Origin of the sequence: Colwellia sp. MB3u-8, from assembly GCF_014076985.1 — a bacterium.
In the GTDB taxonomy this organism is placed as follows: Bacteria; Pseudomonadota; Gammaproteobacteria; order Enterobacterales; family Alteromonadaceae; genus Cognaticolwellia.
The window spans coordinates 110,236-127,108 of sequence record NZ_JACGVA010000059.1 but is presented as its reverse complement, the minus strand read 5'-3'; the positions used below and the strand labels follow the sequence as shown (position 1 = coordinate 127,108).

Here is a 16,873-nt window from a genome sequence, read left to right as displayed (position 1 = left end):
TACTAATTCCCTCCATCCATTTTAAAGTCAAGTCTTACGGTCAAACCTGTTTGTCTCATAGCTTTGCCATCAACAACTTTTGGTTTGTATTTCCATTTTCGCAAAGCTCGTTTAGCTTCTCTGTCGAAAACACGTCTTGGCTCTGCTTCAATGACGTCAACATCTTCAACACCACCAATTTCATTGATAGTAAATGAAAGCGTAACCCAACCTTCTTTACCATCACGAGCAGCTTGTATTGGGTATTTAGGCTCAATACGAACTATGGGTGTTGCATCTCCGTCACGACCAAAACCAGCACCAGGTGCAGAAATACCTGCATTTGCTCCGGCTAACTGTACACCAGGCATATTAAACGTTAATCCACCCGAGTCGTTATTAGCTTCAGGCTCTGGAGCTTGAGGCTTAGGTGGCGTTTTAGGCGGCGGCGGCGGCGGCGGCGGAACACGTTGACGGCGTTCAGCAGCTGACTTAGGTGGCGTCGTATTAACTTCTACAATGATATTCTCTAATCCTACTTCCTTGGTTCTATCACCGCTAGAAACAAGGAAGGCCATAAAAGAAAACAAAGCAAATGTTACTGCCGCGCCTAGTAGTATAGATACTAAAAAGCGAACCATAGACTACCCCTTAGCTGCAGCGATAGATATTCTGTCTATGCCCGCTTCTTTAATTGCATCCATTACTTTAACAACTACACCATGTTTAGCGTCTTTGTCAGCTTGAATGATTACAACGTCAGTTGGTTGCTCAGCCAATAATTTTTCAATATTGGCCGCTACGCGTTCAACATCTACACGACGCTTATCTAACCAAATTTCACCATTATCTTTAATTGCAACAAAGATATTAGCTGACTTTTGCTTCGATTGATTTGCCGCTTTAGGTTTATTAACTTCAATACCAGCTTCTTTAACAAAAGAAGTAGTTACGATAAAGAAAATCAGCATGATGAATACGATGTCAAGCATCGGTGTCATATCTATTACTGCTTCTTCGTCCTCACGAATACGTTTACGTGCCATTCGAATATCTCTCTAGTGATGAGGTAAACTGTCAACCAGTTTAGCCTTTGCTAGTTTAACTTTAGCGTCTAACCTTGAACTGAAAAACACCCCGGATAATGCTGCAACCATACCCGCCATTGTCGGAATTGTTGCCATTGATATACCAGACGCCATCAGACGCGGATTACCAGTACCTTGTTGTGCCATTACTTCAAACACACCGATCATGCCGGTTACGGTACCAAGTAAACCAATTAGTGGACACATTGCCACCAAGGTTCTAATTGTGAGCATACGTTGCTCTAGTAGTTCTGTCGCTTCGGAGATCCAAGTATCTCTAATTCGATGTGCATACCAAGAAGTAGTATCTTCTCTTGCATCCCAACGTCCGACAATATCGTCTTTCATTTTAGGATAGATTTTAGATAGGAACCAATAACGCTCTATCATCATTATCCACATCAATAAGAGTGCGAAGGCAACAACGTAAAGTACGTTACCGCCAGTCGCAATAAAACTCCTGACAGATTCCCAAAGCTCTATCAGGAATAACATTATTTAGACTCCTTCTCTGCAATAGCAGCGATCAAGCCAGCACTTTGCTCGTCTAGCTTTTGCAATACAGATTTACTTTTACCAGCAACAACGCTGTGGATTAAGATTAATGGCAATGCACAAATCAAACCTAGGGCAGTTGTTACAAGCGCTAGAGAGATGTTACCCGCCATAATTTTCGGGTCACCTGTACCGTATAATGTAATCGTTTGGAACGTCATAATCATACCGATTACTGTACCTAATAGACCCATTAGTGGTGCAATTGCCGCGAACATTTTGATTAAGTTAATACCACGGTCAACTTTAGGTGTTTCGCGTAAAATAGCTTCATCAAGTTTAAGTTCAAGTGTTTCCGCATCAACCGCTTTGTTGTCAAAGTAAACTTGTAACAAGCGACCCAGTGGATTATTGTCGTTTGGTTGTTCAAGATTCTTCTCTTGAGCGCGAATTTTAGAACTCATGCTGCCAAGAACAATCATACGTTCTAAAGCAATAAGAAGACCAAAGAATAGCAATACAGTGATGGCATAGCCTACTTCTTTACCTTCATGATAGAATTCCATCAATGTTTTCTTACGCGTTTCAAGCGTTAAGATAGCACCACGAGATGGATCAACATAAAGAGGTGAATAACCAGAAGTTTCACCAAAGAAAGAAGCCGCAGTATCAGCGATATAACCAGCAGGTTGCTTAGCTAGTGGCTGTACTTGACCAACTTCATCATTATAGTTTAAGTAACCGTTTTCAGATACTAAGTTGAAAGTACCAATACGTGTTACTGATTCAGTAGACTTTGAACCATCTAAGTTAGTTACTTCTGTAGTAAACTTAGATACTTCACCTGACTGAGTCATTTCAGTTTGCAGAGCAAACCATAATTCTTCAAGCTGCTCAAGTTCAGGGATAGCTTTTGAATTAGCAATCTTGTCCAACGTGTCACCACGACCAGGGTATTCAGCTGAAACAATTGACGTTACAATTGAACCATAAGCATTAGCTGCAGCTGCACGACTTACGCCGAACATTTCACCTAAAGTACCTTGGGCATTGTCTAACTCTACAGATTTTTGCGCTAAAGTAATTTCATTAGCGGCATACTCTTTTGTCAAACGTTTGTTTCGTGCTTGTTGATTTGCTAGTTCTGTTTTAGCTGTGTTCAATAACGATTGCTTGTCAGAACGCGCAGAAATAAATTCCGCTTCACGTTTTTTATCAATTTTAGCTTCAGAAATACGGTCATTTTTAACTTGTTTTAATAAGTCATCTAACTGGTTCGCTGATGCTGAAGCTGCTAATGTCATTGAAGCAGCAAATAATACGAAATTAATAACTTTTTTCATTATTCTGCTCCTGCTGCAAATACGGGTAGTTTAGCTAGATCAAGTGGTAATTGCTTACGCGCCATACGAACGGCATCAGTCACTGGTTTCAAGTATTCGTCACCTAAAGCATCCCAACCACGTTTTTCATTGTTCCAAACCCAAGAGTTTTTCATGTCAAGAGATTGAGCAACAAATGAAATACGACCCATATGAACAAAATCAGCAGTGATCATACGATCACCTAAGTCAAGCTCACCTTGATACACACCGAATATGGTGCCGTAACTGGCTTCAATTTCGTATGCTTCAAGCACTAAACGAAACTGTTCAGATACTGATACATCTGAATCACCCATTACATCACGTAAACCAGCAATACGCTCTTTACGTGCATCAATGTTCATAGGAACATCAAGGTCAACAAACTTCTCTAATGTGTCAATCATTTTGTACATCAATGGCACAACGCCTTGCTTGGTTTTATCTATACCAGCAATTTGTTTTTGTAATGATTTAATATTAGCTTCTTGATCATCAACCATAAGTTGAACATGATCGTTATAACCGTTTAACACGTCAGCTTCATCGACTGTATTACGGTACTCAGCAAGTAACTCTTGAGTTTGTCCGTAAATGTTGTCTATTTTGCTTTGTGATTGACTTGAAGCTTTAAAAATCTGAGCTTCTGCTTTTTGTAGATCTGTTAATGCATCTGCAGCAGCGAAGTTGCTTGCTGAAAATGCTAGTGCGCCAATTATCGTCGTTGCGATAAGGCTTTTCTTGCTTAATTTGGACATAGTTCCCAACCATTGCTATTGAATTTTGATAACAAACTTTATTGTTAACGCAAATTTAATAATCTGCCATTTAAAGTTTTATTATTCTAAAATAAAACTACGACAATATTCCCAGACGACAGCCTAACTGTCAACTAAGTACAATAAAAAGACCATTTATTTCGCTTTTAAAGAGTGAAGTAAATTTTTTTGTAACGAAAATTTAACAATATATTCTTTTAATACAGAAAATTATTAATTTAATCGATGTTACAGAAGGCCGCTTTATTGTAAAAATATGTGCTGTTCATGTTTTACTAACTCTTTCGTAGTAAGTCAAATTTTATTAGCTAATTGCTGCTTAATTTCATTAATTTGCCTTTTAATTGAACAAAAATAAATCTTTTAAAAAAATCAAGTAATATGCAGCTTCATATTTTCTCCATCACTTCATAGGAGCGAATTTAATAATAACCTTGCTAAAGCGCCCTATTTTTCACCTGTTTTAGCTGCCTTAAACTGCAAGCTACCTTAACTTCTAAACCAACCTGTTATTGAATATCTATTTTTTAATGCAAATGGTGTCACTGAGGTCACTGAGTGTACTTTGTCGACATTAAATAAAGTCAGTGAATTAATAGCAGGCGACCAAGATCTTGTTGGGGTTCCATCTTTTTCAAAAAATTGTAACAGCCCTCCCCAGTCTGGATGCCAATCCTCTGTTAAACCTAAAACATAAGCAATACGCCTAGTTTCACCAGAAACATTGTCGATATGGCGAGTTAGAAAATCGCCTCTGCGAAACTTTGTTGCTTGTCCGTCGGCATATTGCAATCCTGACATGCTGGTTATTTCTCTAATCAGGTTTAGGGTATTTTCTTTATTGAGTAACTCAAGTGTATTGCTAAGTTCAGCTATAGAACTTTTTTCTATTTTATGGCGCCCATATAAAAAACCAGCCCCTTGAGAGGCAGCCTTATGGATGTCTCTATGTAGTTGTTGTTGCGTTGCCACAGGCAGTGCTGCTAACTCGGCATCACTTGGTTGTCTATTTTGCCCACTTAAATAAAAGGCATTAGCGTAAGCAACACTAGTTTCCATCGATTTTTTCAATTTTTCTAGGCTATTTTGCTCTAAGAAATTGAATACTCTAACGATACCATTTTCCAAAAACTCATTTTTTAATTCCAACACGTTTGTAATGTCGTTAGCCTGAATAGTCATTTTTTTCCTATAATTTTTTTGGGTTGTCACCGCTTCTTAGCCAACCTGTTATGGATAAACGATGCCCAGTGGCAAATGGTGAAACATATCCGACTAGATGTTCGACCGGGACTTTAAATATATTTATTTCATTAAACGACGGGACGAAACTTTGTTCAATTTCTAAATCATTATTGAGTATATGAAGTGCCCCTCCCCAATCAGTACGCCAATCTTTAGATAAGTTGATGACAAACGCAGCCACTCTATTTTTGCCTTTCACGTTATCGTTATGGCGATTCAAAAAGTGTCCAGCTTTAAATCGAGTGATCTGAGCATCCAAAAAAGTAATTTCTGGTGCTTCTAGAATTTCTCTAAAAAAATTTAATGTCTCTTCGCTATTTAAAAACTTAACAATATCGTTAAAGAAGTGTTTTGGCATTAACTTATCATAGTAAATATCGTAAATGGGAATAGTTTCATAAAAATACTGAAAAGCATTTACCGCTTGCGTATGTACCAATTCAGTAAGATTATTCTTTTCCTTATCATCCCAACGTTCTACTGCTAAATTATTTAAATCTTGATGAATGCCATTATTTCTAAAAACTAAATTCCACTGTTCTTGCTTAGCTATGTTTGCATAAAGTAAGCTAGCAGTATCATTTGATAAAGCACTCTCTAACTTAACAAAGCCGTTATTGAGATAACTATGCTTGAGTTTTGCTATATGTTGATTTTTATTCAAGGATAATTTCATTTTTTGCCTCAAGGTTATACTGTGAAACACTTTTATTAGCGCGTTACTTTGCTGTATTATCTCATTCCTATATTAAATAACCAGTATGTGTCAGTGTCTCTTGCGACATACATAAATAAAACATTATCAATATGACATTAAATGAAGCAATCAAAATAGCAGAAACAGCTCATCAGCAAGGCAAGTTTGAGGTAGCTGAGCAAGCATATTTAAATATTCTTAATGATTTTAAAAGTAATGACGCTACCTTTGGATTAGCGACCTTATATACTCATCTTAAAAAATACGATCGTGCCATAGCTTTATTTACTGCCGCATTAGCCGAAGAACCTTTAGCTGTCGATATTACGCTTAACTTTTCAATGTGTTTAATCGCCACAAATAAAACTGAGCAAGCGCTAAAGTTAATTAATGATTTTAGACCACATATGCCAGACGATACCTATATAATAAATTCATTCGCCCATTTAGCACTATCATTAAAGCAACCTGCCTTAGTACTTGATATTGCTACTAAGTACCCAAGTGACAATTTACAGACCAAAATTATTATTGCAAAAGCACATATGCAAAACGAAAATTGGTCTAAGGCTATCAGTGTATGGCGAAAACTCAGTACACTGGCGCTGAATCAAGCTGATATTCAAAAAAACCTTTCGATCTGTCATGCAAAATTAAGAGAGTATAAAAATGCTATCTGTGCTTTTGATGCTTTCCTTCAGTGCAGTAAACCTGATAGTAATAATTTTTTAAAGTTCGCCGATTTGTATCTACTCGCTAGAAACGTAAAACAAGCAAGAATTCAGCTAGACAAAGCTATTACTTTAAAAAACCTTAGCCTAACAAGATATGAAATTGAAATACGTATTTGTCGATTTGAAAGCAACAAAGAAGCCACACTAATAGCTGCCGACAAAGCTTTAAACTTCAATCCTTATAGCTATATTGCCTGGGGTGCAAAACAAGAAATAGGCGCTCAGCACCAGCAAACAGTGAACCAGCTAGCAAACTTATTAGAACAATCTGTAGGCAATGATTATGAATATCAACAAAATTTATTTATTTTAGCTAAAGCCTATGAAAAATTAGCGCAATATCGTCTTGCCTTCCGTTGCTTTAACAAAGCAAACAACTTACAAGAAGACGTTATCAGCAAGAGTAATTTGCCTTATGATTCTCTTAGCGAGGTAAATCATGGTCAATTTCTTCAACAAGTTTCATCACCTTTGCATAACACCCCCCCTTTAACTACAAACAACATTTTCATTGTTGGCATGCCAAGATCGGGCACTACGCTGATGGATCGTATATTATCTCAACATCCTAAAGTAGAAAGTAGCGGCGAAAATGAAGCGCTACCGCTATTTATCGAAAACAAAATTAATGCTCAAAAAAATAATAGAAAGGTTAATTGGGATTTGTTCTTTGAACAAAACAGTCAAGCGTTTAGACAATCATACCTTACTAAAACAGCGCTTAACGCTGACATTATCCTTGATAAAATGCCACATAATTTTCGCTATGTTGGTGCTATACTGTCAATTTTTGATCAAGTAAAAGTCATTCAAATGAGAAGAACACCAGAAGATTTGGCTTTATCTATTTTTTGTCAGCCCTTTGCTCCACACCACAACTATGCCGCAAACTTAAAAACCATTGCCCATGCCATTTTTCAGGCAAATCAATTAATGGATTTTTGGAGTCAAAGTTTCCCAAAACAAGTAATTGATGTAGATTACAATCAATTAACAAATAACCCCATAGATGAAGCAAGTCGTGTTTTTGATTTTTGCGCTTTGGATTGGGATGATGACTATCTAAACTTTCATAAAAAACATGTCAATAGCTTTACCTTCAGTGAACTGCAAGTAAGACAGCCAATTAATACTGCTAAGCAAAATTTTGCTCGACACTATGAAAAAGAATTAGCCTTATTTAGAGGTTTTTATAATCAGTTATCACAAGCTAAATATTGATAGCGATTTTGCAGCCACTCAGTGCGTGCGCGAAAGCTGGCTAAAATATCTTCTTGCTCTGCGGTTGATAAATTAGGATGCCAAATAGAAAAAATCAACACGACGCGATCTTCCGCGGACAGATTAATAGCTTCATGTTCGAAGGAGTCGTCGAAAATAATTACCTGACCTTTTTGCCACACTACTTTTCTTCCTGCAACCGTTAGGTACCCCCCTTTTGGTACAATAATGGGTAAATGTACCGTTAAGCTATGATTAGATTGTCCAAAGTGTGGTGCGATATGTTGACCGGCCTTTAATAAGGAAAAAAACACTTCAAATGGATTGTTATCCACTTTATATAAAGGTAGTTTTTCCAATAACTTTGTCGTTTTTGGCATTAGCGACAACAAACTGTTATTGGCAACACCGTCCTTATAAAGATTAAGCGCAGTCCAGTTTTTTGAACCTATAAGTGACTCAAACCCTTTAGCTTGATAACTGCTATCCAAATAAGGAACTCCTTTGTCTTTAATTAGACTTAGCAGTTCAGCTAACTCACTTGTGAGGTCATTAAAGCTTGCTTCAAGAAAATGGCACCAATCAAAACTATCGTTATCATGAATGGGCTTAGCGGCTAACTCAGGAATATAAAACAAATGAGGTTGTTGTTGCACTGTTAAATACTCAACAGCATCGTTATGTGTTTGTGGCCATACTGCAGCCGCTATTTTTAAACTACCCTGACCATTTTCAACACTGACGTTATGAAGGCTGGTAAATTTCTCTCTAAGTGCAATATTTGCTGTATAAGATCTAAGCCGTGTTTCATAAGATAAATTTTCGTTTTGATGTAATAGACTCAGCCTAGCATCCTGATCATTGCCAAGTGAATATAAGGCAAGTGCTTTTTGCATTTGCCCATGTTGCTGAAAAAAATAACCGCCATATAGATAAGCTTTTATAAAGCTCTTATCATTATTTATGCAGGTTAAATATGCATTAGCCGCATTTTTCTCTAAGCCTATTTGCTCTTCAATCACGGCTAAACGATAAACTTGTTCTGTATCTTTAGCGTTATGAGCAACATACTCTCTAAGCAACTCTAAACCCCGCTGATTATTACGGTTATCAAACGCTTGGTCTACTTGTTGTAACAAGTTTGCTTTACTCATAGCTTACTTCCTTTAATTTTCCAGCCTAATACCCCAGCGTTACCCGCTAAGTCTATTGACTGAAAAACTGTATTCGTGCCCAAATTTTCGAGTATTTTACAAAGTGCTATGACTTCTTTTTTAGACAATGACGCAGAAATTAATTGCTCCAATCTTGAGCTTTCTGCAAAGACTCTTGTTTTCATTACTTGGTATGTTTGCATCAATACCGCAGTTTTTTGCCCTTTTTCTTTCAATTGAATAAGTTGATCAATAGCTGAAAAAATTTGTCCTGTTATCGCTTGGCTTTTTACCCAGGTAGCATCATTAAGGATCTTTTCTCCCGTAGCATTAAGTTGTTGTAAACAGATATCTCCATTTAGAAATGATTCAAAACTTGCCAGTAAGTCACTTTTAAACAGTAAGTCAAATTCTTTAACTTTACTGCGCGCAGGAGCAACAACCTCACTATCCTGATGATGCATAATAAACAAAAACTGACCCTGAGGTTTTAACACACGTACCAGTTCACTAGTTGACAAGCCAAGTGCTGAATACTCTAGACCAAACTGGCTAGTAATAGCATCAAAAATACATGGTTTAAAAGGCAGCTTTGTGATGTCAATATTAGGAATAAATTCAACACTTTTTAATGAAAAATTATCTTCAATATGTTTTTGAGGATTTATATTTGCACGGTCAACCGCTGTGATATCTAGTAATGGATTAAATTTTAATAAATTATTTGGCACACTGCCATTCCCAGTTGCCAGGTCAAGTACTGTCGAGCAATCCTTGAGGCTTAACGCAAAGTCTCGCCAACTATCTAAAAGGATAGATTGGTCTTCAGCACTATTATTTGCAATACAACTCTCTTGATGGCTGCCTTGCCAATATAATGACCAAGCATCGGTGTTTTCCATACTAGTCCTCTCTTGGTGTTATATCACATGGCGCTGTTAGTCGAAATACACCGTTAGGTCCATTAAATGGAATTGTTCCATGCCAGACATAAGACGGAAATATAGCGACCATGCCCGGTTTAGGTGTCACAATTCTTGCTATTTTTTCGCGTTCTTTTAATTGCATAGAACTTTCACCAAATTTTATTGCCCCGGCGTGCTCTGAAGTTTGTGGGTAATGAGAAAAGTCTGGTACTTGTACATAAAAAGCAGAGCTTAACCAACCTTCAGGGTGAACATGATTAACATGAAAACCATTAGGCTTAAGCTTAACAGACCAGGAACCCGCAAAACTGATTTGGTTAGTTTTTCTCGATAACAGAGGATGTAAGTTATCTTTAGGAAGTGCAGATATATATTCTCGCGTTACCTCTTCAAAGGCATTTTTTAATTCAACAATTTGCTTAATTGGTTTATGGAAAAGCCGACCCGGTGTCTGAGTGCCAAATTTTAAGGTTTGCTTTAAAGGTTCATGCTCAGTTTGATGCATTGACAACAAAACCCCCTGTAATTCGTCTAAAAACGCAGCCCTAGAGCTATAACCCTTAGGAACAGGAATATCATAAATTTGAATGTGTTTTTGATAATCTATTAGCCATTCATAGCGCTGGTCATTGGTTAATCTCCAACAGATACTTTTATAAGCTATTAATAATTGGTTTTTTGGCGCTATTTGCTCTGCATAGGCTATTTGAAGCAAAGCTTTTTCATAATCAAAATCTATGATTAATAACTCAATTAAGTCTAGCGCGTTTGAAAGCTTATATTGCTTGAGCAGTGAAGACTCTATGAGTAATACTGCCGCTTTTATGTCACCAGCAGAAGCTAATAACTTACCTTTTAAATGTAAAAGATCTGGCGTTTTTTCTAACTTTAATGCTTGCTCCACTATTATTATGGCATGTGCTTGATTACCTGCAGATAACAAACTTTCAGCATAAGCATGTCGTAACAAATAGTTCTTAGGTAAATGTTCAATAGCTAATTTAAAACTTTTACCAAACTCACTTTTTTTACCTATTTGCCAATAAAATTCATTAAGGGTTTCATGCACTTCGCAGTTTCCGGGTGCTTTATGCAAAGAGCGCCAATAAGCTTGTTCGGCTTCCTGATAATTACCCATATCAAACTGAGCATTGGCTTCATTATAATCAAGATCGGCAAGGTTAGGAGCAATGATTTGTGCTTTTTTAAAGCAGTCGATAGCCAATAAAAATTCACCTGACATGCGATAAGCAACACCTAAATTATGTAACGCATTTACGTAATTAGGGTTTACCATAAGCGCTTGTTGATAATATTGAATTGCGGTTTGAAACTCATGCTGTGCTTTAAATATGTTACCGAGCGATGTTAATGCTGAAACATCATTTTTTGACAAAACAAGTACTTGCTCAAAGTTATTTTTTGCTAACCCAAGGTCTTGTTGATTTAAATACAATAAACCTAGGTTTTTCAGCGCATCTATATAGCGAGGATGTAAACTTATCGCTTTTTTATAATGCTTTACGGCAAGTTTACTGTTCAGGTTTTGTTTGTAGGTATTGGCAAGGTTATTATGAACTTGTGGCTGATTATCATTAATATTGATAGATTTAATAAAATAATCAATAGCCTTGTCTATAGCGCCATCAGCTTTGTGTGCCATAGCCGCTAAATGCATAACATCTGCATTGTCATCCACAGAGCTTAACAATAGAGTAAGTTCTTCAAGTACAACTTTTGTTTGGCCTTTTTGTAATAGCGAAAAAAGTTGCTGCAGTTTTTTTGTTATAGTTGATGAACTAATATTTTGCATATTTATCAGGCTTTATTTTTATAAATAAAATTATAAATTAGAATAGTGACATTACATCTTATTACCATACCTCATCTAACCTTAGATTAAAAAAAAAGTGACCAACAAATGTTGGTCACTTTTAAATTAATTAATACTTAATTAAAACTAGATAAAATATAGTCTTAATGAGTGATTAATCAAACGTGTAAGAAGCACTTAAGAATACACGTGGACCAATAACATCATATGTTTCTGGGAACGTGTTAGCTTGTGATTGTGAATTACCTAAAGCAGTAGGCTCTTCATCAAATACGTTTTTAATACCAAAGTTCATGTTTAAGTTATCGCTAAATACGTAAGAAGCACTTAAATCAAGATATACTGCAGGGTCAATTTCAGGAACAACTAAATCACTAGCTTGTAATGTATCACTAACCATTAATTGATCATCTTCAGTTGTACCAATATAACGGAACAATGCAGATAATGTTAAGTCGCCATTTGTCCAGTTAACACGAGTGTTAGCTTGAAAATCAGGCTGCATTCATCAAACGGTGATTGTTCTCCAATTGAGTCTGAACAGTCCACAATAAATGTGTCTTATGTGGTTTGACCAGAACACTTCACTCAATCTGTTTTTTTTTGCACAAATTAGGGCTAACTGTAAATAAACCGCTTCTTTTGCACACGATCAGCAATCAGAGCTCTGTAGATAGTTTCTGCTTGTTTAATCTCGCCATTCTGCTGGTAACTTAAAGCTAGCAACATGGGAAGTTGTTGTTTTTCCGTATTGTTGATGATTATTTATAGTGTTATGACTTGTAATTATAATGAAATCACTATAGTAATTATATTTTGCCAAAAGAAGCTATTCTTTATATGTGAAAGTCAGTACAAAGGTTGAAAAATAAGTTTGATAACAATATATTATCTGCACATTGAGGTAACTACTCATAAAGTGGTGGTACGTAATATCGAGGTAACTTTTTCACCACTCCATAATTCACTATAAGGTATATGTATCAAGTATTTTTTCAAATAAATTAAAAATAATGCTTGATGTACTTTTAACCGTTTTTTACTTGTTTTTTTACTTTGGTAAAAACACACCAATTATAAAACTGTTCACAATAGGTGATCAATATAGCTCAAAAAATCAGTCAACATTGTCATTGAATAACACCTCTTCCAATTTGCATTGATTTACGATGAATTTTAAATTTATTCTATTAGTATCAAGTAACCAAAAAATTATAACTTTTTAGTTCTTGTTGACTATAAAACAACCTCTCATATATTGATTAAATATTTGCTATGTATGTTTTATTCATTCGTAGTAAGTCAACTAAATAATATTTCAAGGTGTTGAAAATCACAATAAATATTTAAAAATTATGACTTTATATTTTAATATCAATACGTTATAAAAATTAAACTAACTACACACTATTAATGAAAGCTAGTATAATAGTCATAATACATATGTAGCTAAGTATATTTTATAAATAACTACACCCATGGTTCGATATAAAGGTTTTATGATGCAAACAAAATTATTCACTCAACAAATTCAAAATAACATTATTAACCTCTTAAATAGTAAACAGTTTAAAAATGCTGATGATTATATCGATATACATTTATCTCAAGATAAAATGAACGCCAATCTTTGGCATTTAAAATCAATAGCAAATCAAGGTTTAGGTAATTTAGAGCAATGTATGAGTTCTATTCAGAAAACGTTAAAGTTAAATCCTAAACATTTACCTGCATTAGCAAATCTAGCAAAACTACATTCTCATAATAACAATATAGATGATGCTTTCAGTGTATATAAGAAAATATTAGTTTTATCTAAAAACGATATCTCTGCTCTATTCCATATTGGAGTTTTATTAAATGATCGAAAACAATATAAAAAAGCTTTAGTTTATCTGCTTAAGGCCAATCAATTAAATAGCCAAGATATTAATATTAAAATAGCTTTAGGTCAGTCTTATTTAAATACCGATGATCTAGTTAATGCTCTTAATTTATTTAATCAGGTTTTGTTAATTCAACCCAATAACTTATCCGCGTTAAACAATAAAGGAATAAGCCTAAAGAGACAGTGTTTATGGCCAGATGCTATTAACACTTTACAACTGGCATTAGAGCTTTCACCTAGTAATATAGAAATAATCAAAAATTTAGCAAGCTGTCACACTCTTAATGGAGAATACCAAGCCAGCAAAGATCTATATAAACAAGCCGTTTCACTAAATCCGTTAGATATAGATGCCCATCACTGGTTAAACCAAATTCTTTGGGAAAATAAAGATCCTGAGTTTTTAGATTCATACAAATATGCACTTAAAAAGTATAACCAATCTACTGAGTTGATGCTTAGTATGGGTCATAAATTATTTCTTGCTGGAGAATACTTACAAGCAAAAGAAATTCTAGAGCAATCTATAGATTTGAATGGTAGTCATTATCCTACACTAATTAAATATGCTGTGGTTTTAAGAGAACTTGGTGATCTAGAACTATCACATTCCATTATCAATAAAGCATCAAAATATGGGGGGCATGATTTATTAGTCCAAGAAGAATTAGCCATAAGTCTCCTAAGTATTGACAAACCAAGACAAGCCTTAAAAATATTAAATAAACTATTGAAAGCACAGCTTAATAATCAAGGGTTGTTTGCGTACAAGTCAATTGCACTTAAATTATTAAATAGTGCTGAATATGATTATTTTTGTAATTATGATCACGTACTTATGTCAGAAATATCAATTCCTAAGGGTTTTTCAAGCTTAAAAGACTTTAACGTTAGTTTAGTCGATACATTAAGGGATTATCATCACGCAAAAACGAACCCTCTAGATCAATCATTTATCAGTGGTAGCCAAACCTCAGAAAAATTATTTGATTATCATGTACCAATAATACAGCAGTTACGCACAGCTTTTAGAGAACAAACCAGTGAATTTTTCTCAAAACTTCCCAAAGATAATAAACATCCCATATTAGCAAAAAATACGGGTAAGTTAATTGAAACAGATTCTTGGTCTGTTATTCTACATAATGCAGGTTTCCATAAAAATCATCATCATCCTGCTGGCTGGTATAGTGGCCCTTATTATGCGCAAACCCCAAAAATAATTAATAACAATAAAGATAAGCAAGGGTGGTTAAAACTAGGGCAACCAGGTTTTAAAATGATGACTCAATTAGAGCCGGATAGGATTATTGAGCCTAAGGAAGGACTAATGATTAGATTCCCATCGTACTTTTGGCATGGCACTATTCCATTTAAGAGTAATGAAGAAAGAATTACCGTTACCGAAGACATTAAACCCATTTAAAAAAGATACTTTTTGTTACATTATTTCATACTTTAAATAGAAAATTTATAGATATTCATTTTAGTGTGTGTAAAATTAATCTTTAGTTACAATATGTAATAATAAAAATTAATAAGGAATTATCAATGAACTTCAAGTTATTATCCCTAATCGCATTTACAACTATCCTTGCTGCTTGTTCAGGGAAACCTGCAAATACTGCAGGAAATACTGCAAACCAAGAAAATGGCAAAATCTGTACATATGAAAAAGTTACAGGTACCAAAATTGGTACTAGAGTATGTAGAAGCCCAGAACAAATGAAAGAAGAAAAAGTAGCCGCTGATAGAGCTATGAAAACATTAAATCGCGGGCAAGCAAAAGGTAGTAACTAAACAATTTATACACCTATAGTTCAATTATAAATATTGAACTATAGGTCTTTCATATCACTTATATTTTTTCTTTATAATTTTTCCAACGACCAGAACTAGCTTTATATAATGGCTGCCGAACCTGCCATAAACTCACTGTTTTAACGTTATTTTTTACTCGATGAAATTCAAGGCAATCGTTATGCCAATCTAGTTTTAAAAATTTAAGCAGCTTGGCAATACTAGGCTTGGGACTATCAACCAATTCATCATAACTGACTTCAATAATATCTTTTGGGAAAAGTTTTTTCCAATGTGTCATTAATTTTTTTTGCTGTTGGGAATGATGTATAATTTGATTAATATCATTCGCATAATTAAATTCCTTTGATAGTTGCTGAAAATAAAGAGAAAGGCTGTTATCTCTTATATCTCTTGTTGTAAAGACTATCTTAGCATCTGGAAATACTGTTTTTATTAATCCCAGGTAATGGATATTATCTGGTCTTTTATCTGTAATTAATTTAGCGTTCGGAAACATTAACTTTATTTTTTCTTGATATTCCCCTCTCCACTTTTCAATATCATTTAATTCAATGTTATGTAAGGATAATGGGTAAGGTGAAAGTAAAGATTTAACTTTTTGACTGAAGAATTCATTTTCCCCTCCAGCGGTAACCTCAGGGTGTGCTGCAAGTATTTGCTCTATTAGTGTAGAGCCTGATCTAAACATACCACAGATAAAGATAGGAGCTGAAAAGCTCCCTTCTGATAACTTATTAAGCCATTTTTCAGAAAAGTGTTCAATATTTTGATCTACTAGTAGTTCTTGCTCTTTTTCACAATATGATTGGTTTATCAGTTTTTCTTGATTATTAGCTAACTGGTAATAATGAAAAGCTAGCTCATATTTTTTCAGTTGGTCATATACTTTCCCAAGAGAATAATACAAAACAATTTTCTCATCTACATAGCTATAATTGGATTGAGCTAAATTCTTCGCTTGCTTAATTAATTCTGAGATATCATCATTTTCTGATGATAAGAAAAGTAATCTAGCTATTGCTAAACTATGGTTACCATCAATATTGATTATTTTTTTATATAACTTCTCAGCATCAATTTTATCACCTTGCTCTTCAAATATACCCGCTAAATTGAATAATGCTGGGACATAATTCTCTTTATGCTCTAATGCACTTACTAAACAGCTCTTTGCGTTATTATAGTCTTGTAGATGATCACCAAATAGCACAGCTAAATTCAGGTAAATCTCCTCAATATTTCCCGCTTTTTTTTCTATCGCTGTTTGATAATTATCAATAGCTTGTGAATATAGCCCAGCTAGTTTTTGATAATATGCAAGATTGAAGTAGTTATTTCCGTCAGCTGAGTTACCCGCTATTTTAGTTGAAAAGAGCTCTACAGCCTCAAGCCAATAATTCTCTTGATGACAAAGGCTAAGGAGTTTATTCACGTAATTCTTGTTTTCTGGAATTAAGCAACATAAAGCTAATAAAAACTTAGCGGCTAACCTGGATTTTTTAAACTTTACTTGTAAACTTATTAACGAATTTAATGCTTCCTCACTTTCCCCTTCTTTATCAATATACGCCAATAAGAAAGAATGCGTTCTTTCATAATCACACTTATCAGTAGCAAGTTGTACATGTTTAGCTAAATCAGTCAT

15 protein-coding genes are annotated in these 16,873 nt (G+C 34.8%); 3 read left to right on the top strand and 12 right to left on the bottom strand.

Translation table 11 applies throughout. The features are described from left to right. Positions 1–2: 2 nt before the first annotated feature. The 7 genes from H4J54_RS07285 to H4J54_RS07255 form a co-directional block, all read right to left on the bottom strand. Entirely contained in the window at positions 3–620 is a 618-nt protein-coding gene (locus H4J54_RS07285) for an energy transducer TonB (protein WP_182190235.1), read from the bottom strand. Positions 621–623: 3 nt separating this feature from the next. Then, positions 624–1,025 carry a biopolymer transporter ExbD gene (locus tag H4J54_RS07280; protein WP_081149207.1) on the bottom strand — a complete coding sequence of 134 codons (402 nt, stop codon included), beginning with the start codon at positions 1,023–1,025 and terminating at the stop codon, positions 624–626. Positions 1,026–1,037: 12 nt separating this feature from the next. Next, positions 1,038–1,562 (bottom strand): MotA/TolQ/ExbB proton channel family protein, encoded by a 525-nt coding sequence (locus tag H4J54_RS07275; protein WP_182136962.1) that lies wholly within the window; start codon positions 1,560–1,562, stop codon positions 1,038–1,040. Continuing rightward, on the bottom strand, positions 1,562–2,905 hold the full coding sequence (locus tag H4J54_RS07270) for a MotA/TolQ/ExbB proton channel family protein (RefSeq protein WP_182190234.1): 1,344 nt from the start codon (positions 2,903–2,905) through the stop codon (positions 1,562–1,564). Before H4J54_RS07270 ends, H4J54_RS07275 begins: the two co-directional genes overlap by 1 nt. After that, complete coding sequence (locus H4J54_RS07265; protein WP_182190233.1) at positions 2,905–3,684, bottom strand: DUF3450 domain-containing protein; 780 nt, start codon at positions 3,682–3,684, stop codon at positions 2,905–2,907. Before H4J54_RS07265 ends, H4J54_RS07270 begins: the two co-directional genes overlap by 1 nt. Positions 3,685–4,194: 510 nt before the next feature. Then, positions 4,195–4,887 (bottom strand): 2OG-Fe(II) oxygenase family protein, encoded by a 693-nt coding sequence (locus H4J54_RS07260; protein WP_182190232.1) that lies wholly within the window; start codon positions 4,885–4,887, stop codon positions 4,195–4,197. A gap of 7 nt (positions 4,888–4,894) precedes the next feature. Then, on the bottom strand, positions 4,895–5,626 hold the full coding sequence (locus tag H4J54_RS07255; protein WP_182190231.1) for a 2OG-Fe(II) oxygenase family protein: 732 nt from the start codon (positions 5,624–5,626) through the stop codon (positions 4,895–4,897). 131 nt (positions 5,627–5,757) lie between these two features. Between H4J54_RS07255 and H4J54_RS07250 the strand changes: the two genes are divergently transcribed. Further along, positions 5,758–7,602, top strand: a complete 1,845-nt coding sequence (locus tag H4J54_RS07250; RefSeq protein ID WP_182190230.1) for a tetratricopeptide repeat-containing sulfotransferase family protein — start codon at positions 5,758–5,760, stop codon at positions 7,600–7,602. Here H4J54_RS07250 and H4J54_RS07245 read toward each other — a convergent pair. The 4 genes from H4J54_RS07245 to H4J54_RS07230 all read right to left on the bottom strand — a co-directional run bounded on the left by H4J54_RS07245 (position 7,578) and on the right by H4J54_RS07230 (position 12,021). Beyond that, on the bottom strand, positions 7,578–8,756 hold the full coding sequence (locus tag H4J54_RS07245; protein ID WP_182190229.1) for an aspartyl/asparaginyl beta-hydroxylase domain-containing protein: 1,179 nt from the start codon (positions 8,754–8,756) through the stop codon (positions 7,578–7,580). The two genes, H4J54_RS07250 and H4J54_RS07245, sit on opposite strands and share 25 nt — an antisense overlap. Continuing rightward, entirely contained in the window at positions 8,753–9,658 is a 906-nt protein-coding gene (locus H4J54_RS07240) for a class I SAM-dependent methyltransferase (RefSeq protein ID WP_182190228.1), read from the bottom strand. The genes H4J54_RS07245 and H4J54_RS07240 overlap by 4 nt, the downstream gene beginning before the upstream one ends. Before the next feature lies 1 nt (position 9,659). Next, positions 9,660–11,495: a tetratricopeptide repeat protein gene (locus tag H4J54_RS07235; RefSeq protein ID WP_182190227.1), complete on the bottom strand. Its 1,836-nt coding sequence runs from the start codon at positions 11,493–11,495 to the stop codon at positions 9,660–9,662. A gap of 175 nt (positions 11,496–11,670) precedes the next feature. Beyond that, positions 11,671–12,021 carry a TonB-dependent receptor gene (locus H4J54_RS07230; RefSeq protein ID WP_182190226.1) on the bottom strand — a complete coding sequence of 117 codons (351 nt, stop codon included), beginning with the start codon at positions 12,019–12,021 and terminating at the stop codon, positions 11,671–11,673. Positions 12,022–13,018: 997 nt separating this feature from the next. Between H4J54_RS07230 and H4J54_RS07225 the strand changes: the two genes are divergently transcribed. Both H4J54_RS07225 and H4J54_RS07220 read left to right on the top strand, forming a co-directional pair. After that, positions 13,019–14,830, top strand: coding sequence for a putative 2OG-Fe(II) oxygenase (locus H4J54_RS07225; protein WP_182190225.1), 1,812 nt, complete (start codon positions 13,019–13,021; stop codon positions 14,828–14,830). A 125-nt stretch (positions 14,831–14,955) separates the two neighbouring features. After that, on the top strand, positions 14,956–15,204 hold the full coding sequence (locus H4J54_RS07220; protein WP_182190224.1) for a hypothetical protein: 249 nt from the start codon (positions 14,956–14,958) through the stop codon (positions 15,202–15,204). A 58-nt stretch (positions 15,205–15,262) separates the two neighbouring features. On the opposite strand, the gene H4J54_RS07215 is transcribed toward H4J54_RS07220, so the two are convergent. After that, positions 15,263–16,873, bottom strand: a complete 1,611-nt coding sequence (locus H4J54_RS07215; protein ID WP_182190223.1) for a tetratricopeptide repeat-containing sulfotransferase family protein — start codon at positions 16,871–16,873, stop codon at positions 15,263–15,265.

Excerpts from the sequence above, each read along its gene's own strand:
- H4J54_RS07285 (WP_182190235.1), bottom strand. The coding sequence starts at position 620 with ATGGTTCGCTTTTTAGTATCTATACTACTAGGCGCGGCAGTAACATTT.
- H4J54_RS07280 (WP_081149207.1), bottom strand. The coding sequence starts at position 1,025 with ATGGCACGTAAACGTATTCGTGAGGACGAAGAAGCAGTAATAGATATG.
- H4J54_RS07275 (WP_182136962.1), bottom strand. The coding sequence starts at position 1,562 with ATGTTATTCCTGATAGAGCTTTGGGAATCTGTCAGGAGTTTTATTGCG.
- H4J54_RS07270 (WP_182190234.1), bottom strand. The coding sequence starts at position 2,905 with ATGAAAAAAGTTATTAATTTCGTATTATTTGCTGCTTCAATGACATTA.
- H4J54_RS07265 (WP_182190233.1), bottom strand. The coding sequence starts at position 3,684 with ATGTCCAAATTAAGCAAGAAAAGCCTTATCGCAACGACGATAATTGGC.
- H4J54_RS07260 (WP_182190232.1), bottom strand. The coding sequence starts at position 4,887 with ATGACTATTCAGGCTAACGACATTACAAACGTGTTGGAATTAAAAAAT.
- H4J54_RS07255 (WP_182190231.1), bottom strand. The coding sequence starts at position 5,626 with ATGAAATTATCCTTGAATAAAAATCAACATATAGCAAAACTCAAGCAT.
- H4J54_RS07250 (WP_182190230.1), top strand. The coding sequence starts at position 5,758 with ATGACATTAAATGAAGCAATCAAAATAGCAGAAACAGCTCATCAGCAA.
- H4J54_RS07245 (WP_182190229.1), bottom strand. The coding sequence starts at position 8,756 with ATGAGTAAAGCAAACTTGTTACAACAAGTAGACCAAGCGTTTGATAAC.
- H4J54_RS07240 (WP_182190228.1), bottom strand. The coding sequence starts at position 9,658 with ATGGAAAACACCGATGCTTGGTCATTATATTGGCAAGGCAGCCATCAA.
- H4J54_RS07235 (WP_182190227.1), bottom strand. The coding sequence starts at position 11,495 with ATGCAAAATATTAGTTCATCAACTATAACAAAAAAACTGCAGCAACTT.
- H4J54_RS07230 (WP_182190226.1), bottom strand. The coding sequence starts at position 12,021 with ATGCAGCCTGATTTTCAAGCTAACACTCGTGTTAACTGGACAAATGGC.
- H4J54_RS07225 (WP_182190225.1), top strand. The coding sequence starts at position 13,019 with ATGCAAACAAAATTATTCACTCAACAAATTCAAAATAACATTATTAAC.
- H4J54_RS07220 (WP_182190224.1), top strand. The coding sequence starts at position 14,956 with ATGAACTTCAAGTTATTATCCCTAATCGCATTTACAACTATCCTTGCT.
- H4J54_RS07215 (WP_182190223.1), bottom strand. The coding sequence starts at position 16,873 with ATGACTGATTTAGCTAAACATGTACAACTTGCTACTGATAAGTGTGAT.